The organism is Ensifer sp. SSB1 (assembly GCF_016652895.1).
Lineage (GTDB): Bacteria > Pseudomonadota > Alphaproteobacteria > Rhizobiales > Rhizobiaceae > Ensifer.
This window is the reverse complement of the sequence record NZ_JAEPRP010000224.1, coordinates 1,000-10,158: the sequence shown is the minus strand read 5'-3', so window position 1 is coordinate 10,158 and position 9,159 is coordinate 1,000. Positions and strand designations below refer to the sequence as shown.

Annotated in this window: 7 protein-coding genes, 1 tRNA gene and 2 pseudogenes; all 10 read left to right on the top strand. The window is 58.6% G+C overall.

The window, feature by feature from the left end; translation table 11 throughout:
• Window positions 1–1,486, top strand: a pseudogene (locus I8N66_RS33450) (hypothetical protein); the annotation flags it as partial.
• A gap of 11 nt (window positions 1,487–1,497) precedes the next feature.
• Window positions 1,498–2,586, top strand: a complete 1,089-nt coding sequence (locus I8N66_RS33445) for an AAA family ATPase (RefSeq protein WP_291163639.1) — start codon at window positions 1,498–1,500, stop codon at window positions 2,584–2,586.
• A complete protein-coding gene (locus tag I8N66_RS33440; RefSeq protein WP_291163636.1) occupies window positions 2,583–4,409 on the top strand; it encodes a TniQ family protein in 1,827 nt (608 codons plus the stop codon). Before I8N66_RS33445 ends, I8N66_RS33440 begins: the two co-directional genes overlap by 4 nt.
• 810 nt (window positions 4,410–5,219) lie before the next feature.
• Window positions 5,220–5,378, top strand: coding sequence for a hypothetical protein (locus I8N66_RS33435; RefSeq protein WP_291163633.1), 159 nt, complete (start codon window positions 5,220–5,222; stop codon window positions 5,376–5,378).
• 59 nt (window positions 5,379–5,437) lie between these two features.
• Entirely contained in the window at window positions 5,438–5,800 is a 363-nt protein-coding gene (locus I8N66_RS33430) for a helix-turn-helix transcriptional regulator (protein WP_291163630.1), read from the top strand.
• Window positions 5,767–6,351, top strand: coding sequence for an ImmA/IrrE family metallo-endopeptidase (locus tag I8N66_RS33425; RefSeq protein WP_291163627.1), 585 nt, complete (start codon window positions 5,767–5,769; stop codon window positions 6,349–6,351). Before I8N66_RS33430 ends, I8N66_RS33425 begins: the two co-directional genes overlap by 34 nt.
• Window positions 6,352–6,455: 104 nt before the next feature.
• Complete coding sequence (locus tag I8N66_RS33420) at window positions 6,456–7,115, top strand: hypothetical protein (RefSeq protein ID WP_291163625.1); 660 nt, start codon at window positions 6,456–6,458, stop codon at window positions 7,113–7,115.
• A 186-nt stretch (window positions 7,116–7,301) separates the two neighbouring features.
• Window positions 7,302–7,377 (top strand) — tRNA-Ala (locus I8N66_RS33415).
• Between the two features lie 205 nt (window positions 7,378–7,582).
• The gene (locus tag I8N66_RS33410) at window positions 7,583–8,248 is read left to right on the top strand and encodes a CBS domain-containing protein (RefSeq protein WP_113539989.1); all 666 of its coding nucleotides are present in this window, start codon (window positions 7,583–7,585) and stop codon (window positions 8,246–8,248) included.
• Window positions 8,249–8,458: 210 nt separating this feature from the next.
• Window positions 8,459–9,159 (top strand): annotated as a pseudogene (locus I8N66_RS33405) (phosphoketolase); the annotation flags it as partial.

Below are 9,159 nucleotides of genomic sequence, written 5' to 3'. Positions count from 1 at the left end.
CAATGCGCTTCCGGACATGTGGCAGGAGCTCGGTCGGGATGGAAGGGAGACCGCGCGCCGCGAGTGGCAACCGGAACATGGCGGCATCGACGTCATCCGCCCTCTCGAGCGTATCGAATGCGATGACCACGAGATCGATCTCCAGTCCCTGCTGGTCAAGGTTGGGATCTGGAAGACGCTTTCGAAAGCGGATCGGAAGAAAATCAAGCGCGTCAGATTGTGGATCACCGCCATGATCTGCGTTGCGACCAGATGCATCATCGCCCTGCACGTCAGCGCTGAGCCGCCGTCATTGAAGTCGGCAATGACAGCGCTCGAGATGTCGACACGTGACAAGACAGACATCGCTCGCCGCCTCGGATGTCAATCGCCCTGGATGCAGCACGGCACGGGGGAGATGATTGCGGTTGATAGCGCCGTGTACTTCGCCCATCGCCCCTACAGGGTGGCCGTAAATGACATGGGCTGCGACATCTTCCTTCCTCCTGCCGGCGAAGCCTCCATGCGCGGCTTCATCGAACGCTGGTTCCACACCCTCTCGCATCAGATGTTCAACTACTTCGATGGCCGGACTTGGGGTTCGATCGCTGAGAAGGGAGACTACGATCCCGAAGCCCACGCCAACTTGGTCGCCGACCTGGTGGCCGAATGCTTGATCCGCTGGTTGGTTGACTGCTACCACAACGCCCCGCACACGGCGCTGAATGGCGCAACCCCTTTCAACAGATGGCTTGAGCTGTCCCGCGACCATGGCGTGCAGCCGGGTCCGACCGGGGCGCTGCGGACCCACCTGTTCGGCACCTATGTGAAGCGCGTGATCTCCAAGAAGGGCTACCGCGTCGCGGGTGTCTATTTCCAGAGCAAGCAACTGCAGCAGATCCGGCGCAAGAGCAAGAAAACGCCAGTCTTGGGTCGAGTGAACAATCACAATTTGGATGCCGTCTCCATCCTGACCGAGAACGGTTGGATCGAGGTGCCATGCGTCCACCGCGAACTCGCAGGTGTGAGTATCTGGCAGTGGCTTGCAGCGGTCGAACGGCTGCAGCTCTTCAATCACGAGAACGCCAAGGCCTCGCGTCAGATCCTCATCGATACCTTCGCATGGCTGAAGCAGCAAGCCGAGATGGCTCGGCTTGAAGCAGGACTGGTGAATCCGGTCCTGACCGACGAGGACTACCAGCGCTTCGAGAGGAAGATGGACCGGGAGTTCGATCTGGTCGACGCCCCGGTGGCAGGAGAGCCCCGTCCCGAGGGTGAATGGCACCCGTCGGACGAGTTGTTCGCGGCCCTGCGCATCGCCCCGATCGTCTACGCCAGAACCCGGAGCGCCAAGGCCATCCGTGAGGAGGCTGAAACTGGCGGCCGCCCCGCAATGGGTATCGGCTCTGCGCGTCCCCGGCAGCAGGAGAAGCAACCCCAGGAGGACCAGGGAGGCGAAGCTCCAGTCGTCCGCCGCATCAGCAATGACATTTTTGACAGTGAGTAAGGAGTAACCCCGTGAACCAGTTCGAAGATCACGACGCCCAGCGCAGCCAGAGAGCTATCGATCGCGTCCGGGACCTACTAAATCCCGACCGCCTCTCCGTGGCCGACCGCATCGCGCAGCTCTACGACGAGTATATTGCGCTGGACCGTGATGCGCAGCTCCGGGAAGCTCTGACGGCATCCGTTGCCAGTGTGACGACTCCCATCACAGGCAAACCGGATAAGCGGCGAATCGTGGCGGTTTGCGGCGCGTCGGGCGCGGGAAAGACGACCGCCATTGTGAAGCACTTGAAGAGCCTTAAGGCGATGGCGTCCTACGTCGACGAAGACGGCGTCATGATCCATCCCGTTATTTTCCTGGAGGCCCCATCCCCGTGCCCCCCTCGCCTGCTAGCCATTGCGGGCCTCGAGGCCCTCGGGCACACACCGCCCGACCGCATCCGCGAGAATGAGGCGTGGCTGCTTTTCCGTCGCCTGCTGAAAGTCCACAAGGTCATGTGGGTCGTAATCGATGAAGCGCAGCACGCGATTGAATCGGCGACGATCCGCGAAGCCACAGTCATTGGTGACGCGTTCAAGAACCTCACGCAGATGCCAGACTGGCCCGTACGGCTGATCCTTGTCGGTGTTCCGCCGCTTGCGAGCTTCCTTGCCCGTAAGCAGCTCTACAACCGTCGTACCGTGATTCCCTTTGAATCGATCGATGTCGACGGGAACACCGACCTCGCCGACAGCATCCTCAAGACAATCGTTATCGAGCACGCTCGCATGGAAATCCAGATCGATCTGGAAACCGGAGATTTTCTGAAGAGGCTGATGCAAGCGTGCGGCGCGGAGTTCGGTTCGCTCGTTCAGATGATCCGGGCGGCGGTCGAAACCGCAATGCTTGCCGGCCGCGAACACGTGCTGATCGACGATTTCGTCAGGACATACGCATCGTTCTCCGGATGCAGGCCCAGCAAGAATGTCTTCAAGGCCGACAACTGGGAGGAACTGGATCCCACTACGGCTCTGCTACGCGATGACGATCGTGCCTGGGAGGAGAACCAGTTGAAGTCCAAGGGCAAGAACGCCACTAAATATGGAGTACGTCCACAATGACCAGGCTCGCAGAACTTCTTTCCTTTAATGCTGGCGAGACCCTCGCTAGCTACTGCTCTCGTCTCGCAGCGGCATGCGGATACCGTCATGCGCGTTCGTTTGGGACCGATCTCGGATTTCGGTTCCAGGGGGTGGCGGTCGGCGATGAGGTGGACGTGAATACATTTGCGTCCGTCCTCGGTGTCTCTAGGCCGTCGCTGTCGCCGGGGGTCGTCATCACCGGTGACCTCATGACTATCATCGCGGGTCAGCGGCTTAGCCGCGCATACGTTCAGAGGAATCGGCTGAGGTTCTGCCCCAGTTGTATTCGCGATGACGAATTACATCTTGATGGGCGACGTGGATTTCGTGGCTACGGTCGGCTTGCATGGCTGGTCACCCCGATCAGGGCCTGCAGACAACATGGCGTGCGCCTGATCACGTCGCCGATCGAACCGGAATCGCGACTCCATCACGATTTCGCGGCAAACTTGGCGGCGGCAAGCTTTGCTGCGGGCACGTTCGATGCGGCCGCAGCGCCGATGGAGCCTGACTTGCTTCAGGAGTACGTTGAATCGAGGATCCGGAACACAGGAGCTCGACCACAATGGCTTGAAGCGTTTCCCCTATATGTAGTGGTCAAGCTGAGCGAAACGATCGGAGCATCAGAAAGGCATGGGATCCACTTCCACGCGCGATCATTGGACGAACAGGAGTGGTCGGCCTGTGCGGGTGTAGGATACAGGATCCTCCGTGGAGGAGAGCTTGGTTTCCGGGACTATCTGGAAAGCCAGCTTAAACGCTTTCGCACCACAAAAGGGGACATGGGCGGTCGTGTCGTGTTTGGCCGCCTATACGAAAGGCTTGCACACGAGACGTCGGACGAAGCCTACGATCCTATCCGGGATATTATGCGTGATGTGGCATTGAATAACCTGCCGCTTGGCCCGGGAGACGACTTCTTTGGCCCGGTTACCGAACGGAGAATTCACTCGCTTCATACTGCTTCCAAGGAGTTCGGAATCCACTGGAAAACGCTGGAAAAGCGGTTGCGGAATGCTGGCTGGGCTCCCTTGCCCGCAGACGATAACCCCCTCGAACGAATCTTGATTAACGCAGAGGCATTGAAAAACTTCACGGCTGACGTCACTGGTGGCCTCGGCGGAGTCGAAGCTAGAGCTCACCTTGGCGCCCATCGCGTACAGTTTGACTTGCTCCTCAAGCATCGCTTCATCGAGCCTCACGGTGGAGATCGAGCCGAGGCGCAGCTTCCAGTTCTTAAAAGATTCCGGACCGAGGGTCTCAATGACTTTCTTGCGCGATTGCGGTTAGCCGTCACGTGCGCCGACGATGAAAGCCTCTCGGATATCTCGACGGCAATGAAGAAAGCAGTTTGCTCGTTCGCGACGATAATGAACCTGGTTCTCGATCGTAAACTTCAAAAGGTCGCGTTGGCCGAAAACTTCCACGGAATAGCTGCGATCCGTGTGGACGCTCTTGAGGTCGCGGCAATGACGAGACCGGAGGATCATGGTTGCTACTCGCTCCGGTTTGTGGCGAGCGAGATCCCAGCCAAGGAGCAGGTCGTAAAATCTCTCATTGAAGGCGGTCGGTTAGAAGCCGTGAGGCTTCGGAATTGGGCCACGCGGGCGATCCAGGTCGTTGTGGAGCCCGACGTCCTGTCCGCGTTCAAGCGAGAATTCGTTTCACTCGGAAACCTCGCTAGGCAGTACGGACGACGGAGTGCGAACATTAGACGAGACTTAGAAAACTTGGAGGTACAGCCCGCTTTCATTGCGGCGGGGATGCCGTTCTACCGCAGGTCGGACATCGAGCGGATGTAATCCCGTCTCATACAAGGGTTAGTAAGCCGGGTTCTGCCCGGCTTTTTTTATGCCCCACTCAGTTGGCCAATTTTAGCTTCCGAATTGGCCATTTCCGGATCGGTTTTTGAGGAGCATCATAATGAAAAACAATTGGTTATGAATGGGATGGACAATACCAACATCGTTTTCTCAAACGCGCACATAGGTCCGGTCAAATTTGGAGGAAAAAGGGACATTTTGCATCTAGTGGTTGTCAACTGAAGCTCACTATCGCACAGATGCAACCGAGCAAGATCGCCCGACGCCCTCCACTTTGGACAGGGAGCGGAAGCGAACTGAAGTCCCAGGCGCACCACGCCTGGGGCTTTCTAGCAATAAGAGCAGATTGTAAATCGCCTGGGCAGCGAATTTATTAGAGCCCTCGAAAGGCTTCTGAAGTCGATCGGAGCAGGGTCGAGTTCGATAGCTACAGCCACGCAGTACACGTTGGCGCGATCTACTTTGATGATCCAATAAACACTTCACGACATTGAAATTAAACGCAATTTTAGCGTTTTGTGCTTCCACATAGGCGCGAAATATCGTATATTCAGGATGCGAATCACCCCGAAAGAAAGGAGTTATTATTAGGGGAGATTGGAGATGCTTATCTCCGCAATGTCGCAACCGAGATTGAGCCCTCGGCCACGACATCTTGCGAATAACAGATTGGCATTCGCAGGGCAGCAGAACCGAAATCCTCTACCTTTATGCAAGAGCACTATGGAGGATTCGGTACTCGCTGTCGAGGTAGCCAGTCATTATCCACAAACCGAAAGGTCATGGAAAATGAGTGAACGGAAAACCTTCGACGTTGGACGAGACTCGCGATCGGGTCAGTTCATCACCGTGAAGGAAGCGATCAGCCGCCCCGCAACGACTACGGTCGAGCGGATTCCGAAATCAGGATACGGCGACACCAAGGGCGAGCCCAGCCGCCGCAAGTAGGCGAGTGAGGCGTCGTTTGCGGCGACTCATCCCTGACCGAACCATAGTGAGAAAATCAAATGTCCGATGACAGTGATAGTCTCGGCCTGCGGGCCGCGTTGTCGATCTTTGGGGATATGGTTCAACGCCGGCGTCAAGCCAGCCGTTGGTCCTTCCTCGAGTTGTCCGAAAAAACAGGTATCGAAATTGCCGCGCTAAGCGATCTCGAACAAGGGCGAGAGGCGCTCTCCGAGGCCGCGATTGAAAGGGTCTCCGAGTTTCTCGGTCTGGGTCCTGACGTCTTCAGCAAGCTTCTTCGTAACGAAAGGATCAAGGCTGCGAACCGAGCAGCGGCATCCAACGACGGCCCGCGTGAAATCGTCGTCGACATAGCGAGGTACAGAGAGTCATGGCAAGAGACTACTTCACAGCCAAAGGACTGACCACGCCGCAGATGATGGTTCAGGCGATGAAGTATCGCCGCGAGTTCGACATGCAACATGTCGAACTCGTGGATATCGTGGACATCCTCGAATTCAAGCTGGTCGAGCGGTATCCGAATTTTAAGCTTGCGGTAAAGCGCGATTCCGAGATGAAGGAGGATGCTCTCGCGGAGCCATTCAAGGACAGGATTACTGTAAAGGAGTCCGTCTATGTGGCTGCCTGCGGCGGCAACGCGGAGGCCCGTCTGGTCCTTGCGCACGAGCTTGGACATTTCCTCCTTCACCGAGAGAAGGACGTGCCCATGCACAACGATCCCGCTGGGGCTGTCCAGCCAATCCGAGACATGAAGGCTACCGAGAGCATCGAAGACCAGGCGGATATGTTCGCCCGTCACTTTCTCGCTCCCCCTCACCTAGCGTACCGCTACAAGAGCGAGCCGGAGGCCCTCGCGGCTGCGACCGGAGTTCCGCTCCGAATTTGTCGGGGCAACATTACGATGTCGAAGTGGCAGGAAGTCTACGCGATCCGGTCTGAACAAGGAGTGCGGTAGCCCCAGAAGAACGACGTTTGAGTGTTCGTGTTCAGTTATCGATCTGCCCGATGCGCCGCATCAAGCTGATAGTCTCCTCGGCTATCTCATCACGAGGTCATAGCATGTCAGTTCCGAAGTTTGGTTTCTCTGCATTTCTGAAGATCATCAACGCCAACCCCCGTCCTCAGCGAACCAGCGTTCGCAAACGCTGCGGGCCGAGCACCGGTGGATATGATTTCCACAAAAGCTTGCGTTATCGCGTCCAGCAGGTGTCCTTCGATGGATTGTCGAGGGCGGTCGCGCTCGCCTCAACGCAACAAATCTCGCGAGAGCCGGAACGGAAATCAGCCGGCCAGGCTCTGCAGCAGTTTTTCCGATGGAAGGACGAGCACCCTGGCGAGTTCGAGACAGCGGCTCCGCTCACCTTTACTAGTCCGGCCGGGCTGTACAAGGTGGAGTTCACCCCTGATTTCTTGCTTCAGATCGGCGACCGACGCACCGCTGTCCACCTCTGGAATACCAAGGACCCTCTCGATGGCCGGTTGGTAAGAGCCGTCCTGAGTTCAGTGGCCTCACGGTATCCCATTGAAGACCGGCCGGACGACTTCGCGGTGCTCTCGTTGAAAGATCGGACCCTTTATCGATGGTCCGAGGCCGATCGAGAGACAAGAGCGCTCGGCGAACGCCTGCTGGCACTTCTTGACATGCAGTTCGCTGCCGCGCGGACGGAGCTTGGCCTATCGACGTGGCCAGGTCTGGAGGAGCCGCGCACCAGAGCCTGACATTTTGGCACCGGACTTCGCGTTCGGTGCCAACACTCTCTTGCGACGAACTTGTTGTAGGGGAAGCGCTACAGCCGCGAACGGTGTTGTCGACTGGTGAGGACCGAACGGCCAATCTCCAAGACGCAAAGGTTCGTTACGTTGCTCTTGCAAAGCCCATGGATTTGTTCATGATCCCACTGGAACGGGGCCGTAGCTCAGTTGGGAGAGCGCCGCAATCGCACTGCGGAGGTCGAGGGTTCGACTCCCTTCGGCTCCACCAGGAGCATCCTGCGCACATCGAGATAGCGAAACCCGGTCGAGCGATGCACGAGTATGCACGCTCGCCTAGAAGCTGCAGCGGGGGCGGCTAACGACAGCGCCCAACTCGAGTATCGCCCCCAGGAACAGGTTGTCGAACCGACACGATAGGTTTACCTTACGCTCGCTGGTGACGGTACCAAGGTCCTTTTCTGGGTTGGATCGACATGCGCGTTAAAGATGTGATGACGACGTCCGTCGTCAAACTTTCCCCTGACAACAGCGTCAGACAGGCAGCCCGGATCATGCTCGACAATCATGTCAGCGGCATCCCCGTCGTTGACGATGAAGGCCGTCTGGTGGGGTTGATCAGTGAAGGCGATCTGATCCGTCGGACGGAGCTTGGCGGCGGCGTGCCGGTGGTAGACGCAACGCTGGGCGCCGATGATCGGGCCAGCGCCTATGTAAGGCGGTCCTCCTGGCGCGTCGGCGACGCGATGACAGCCGATCCGGTCACGATCGACGAAGGTGCGTCCGTTGCGCGCGTGGCGGCGCTGATGCAGGAGCGCGGCATCAAGCGCATTCCTGTCCTCAGAAACGGCGTTCTCGTCGGCATCGTCAGCCGCGCCGATCTGTTGCAGGCGGTTTTGGCAGCAAAGCAGGATGAGACGGCTGCGGGGGATGACGCCATCCGGCGCAGCATTCTCGTGCGCCTCGGCGAGAACACTGGCCTCGAAGGGCTGGATGTGAAGGTCGCGGTCACCGACGGCATCGTCCATCTGTGGGGCAACGTGGAGACTGCCGACTGCCGGAAGGCCGCGCGGATCCTCGCCGAAAGCGTGCGTGGCGTCCGGGGCGTGGTCGAGCACTTCTCCGAGCCCTATCCGCAATAGCGCCCGCCGCGAGATCGCCGCGGCACGGACGTGTTCGCGGCGTCGAAATAGCAAGACGATCCCTGCCGCTGTCGTCCGAAGACAGGCGTTCCACCATTCCGCCCGTCACCGGGAAACAGCACAACCGTAGCGAACTTACAAGACTGCAGTGGCTTGCACGACTGCAAGCCGGAGAAATCCAGGCAATGTCCTAATGATCGGGAGGTTCAGATGGTTTCGCCTGAAACGGCATCGATGAAAGAGACGGCATCCGGGAGCTCGCATTCAACAACGCCATTGTCGGCAGATGAACTCCGCCTGATGGACGCCTATTGGCGCGCCTCGAACTACCTGTCCGTCGGCCAGATCTATCTGCTCGACAATCCGCTCCTGCGCGAGCCGCTGAAACGCGAACACATCAAGCCGCGCCTGCTCGGCCACTGGGGCACCTCGCCCGGCCTCAACATGCTCTATGTGCATCTCAACCGCGTGATCAAGCGCGACGATCTCAACATGATCTACATCATCGGTCCGGGGCACGGCGGGCCGTCGCTGGTGGCGCACGCCTATCTGGAAGGGACCTACACCGAGTTCTATCCGAACATCAGCGAAGACGCCGAGGGCATGCAGCGGCTGTTCAAGCAGTTCAGCTTTCCCGGCGGCATTCCGAGCCATGTGGCGCCGGAAACGCCCGGCAGCATCCACGAGGGCGGCGAGCTCGGCTATGCGCTGAGCCACGCCTATGGCGCCGCCTTCGACAATCCGGACCTCGTCGTCGCCTGCGTGGTCGGCGATGGCGAGGCCGAGACCGGGCCGCTTGCGACCGGCTGGCAGAGCAACAAGTTCCTGAACCCTGCCCGTGACGGCTGCGTCCTGCCGATCCTGCATCTGAACGGCTACAAGATCGCCAATCCCTGCTTCCTTGCCCGCAT

Excerpts from the sequence above, each read along its gene's own strand:
- I8N66_RS33440 (WP_291163636.1), top strand. The coding sequence starts at position 2,583 with ATGACCAGGCTCGCAGAACTTCTTTCCTTTAATGCTGGCGAGACCCTC.
- I8N66_RS33435 (WP_291163633.1), top strand. The coding sequence starts at position 5,220 with ATGAGTGAACGGAAAACCTTCGACGTTGGACGAGACTCGCGATCGGGT.
- I8N66_RS33430 (WP_291163630.1), top strand. The coding sequence starts at position 5,438 with ATGTCCGATGACAGTGATAGTCTCGGCCTGCGGGCCGCGTTGTCGATC.
- I8N66_RS33425 (WP_291163627.1), top strand. The coding sequence starts at position 5,767 with ATGGCAAGAGACTACTTCACAGCCAAAGGACTGACCACGCCGCAGATG.
- I8N66_RS33420 (WP_291163625.1), top strand. The coding sequence starts at position 6,456 with ATGTCAGTTCCGAAGTTTGGTTTCTCTGCATTTCTGAAGATCATCAAC.
- I8N66_RS33410 (WP_113539989.1), top strand. The coding sequence starts at position 7,583 with ATGCGCGTTAAAGATGTGATGACGACGTCCGTCGTCAAACTTTCCCCT.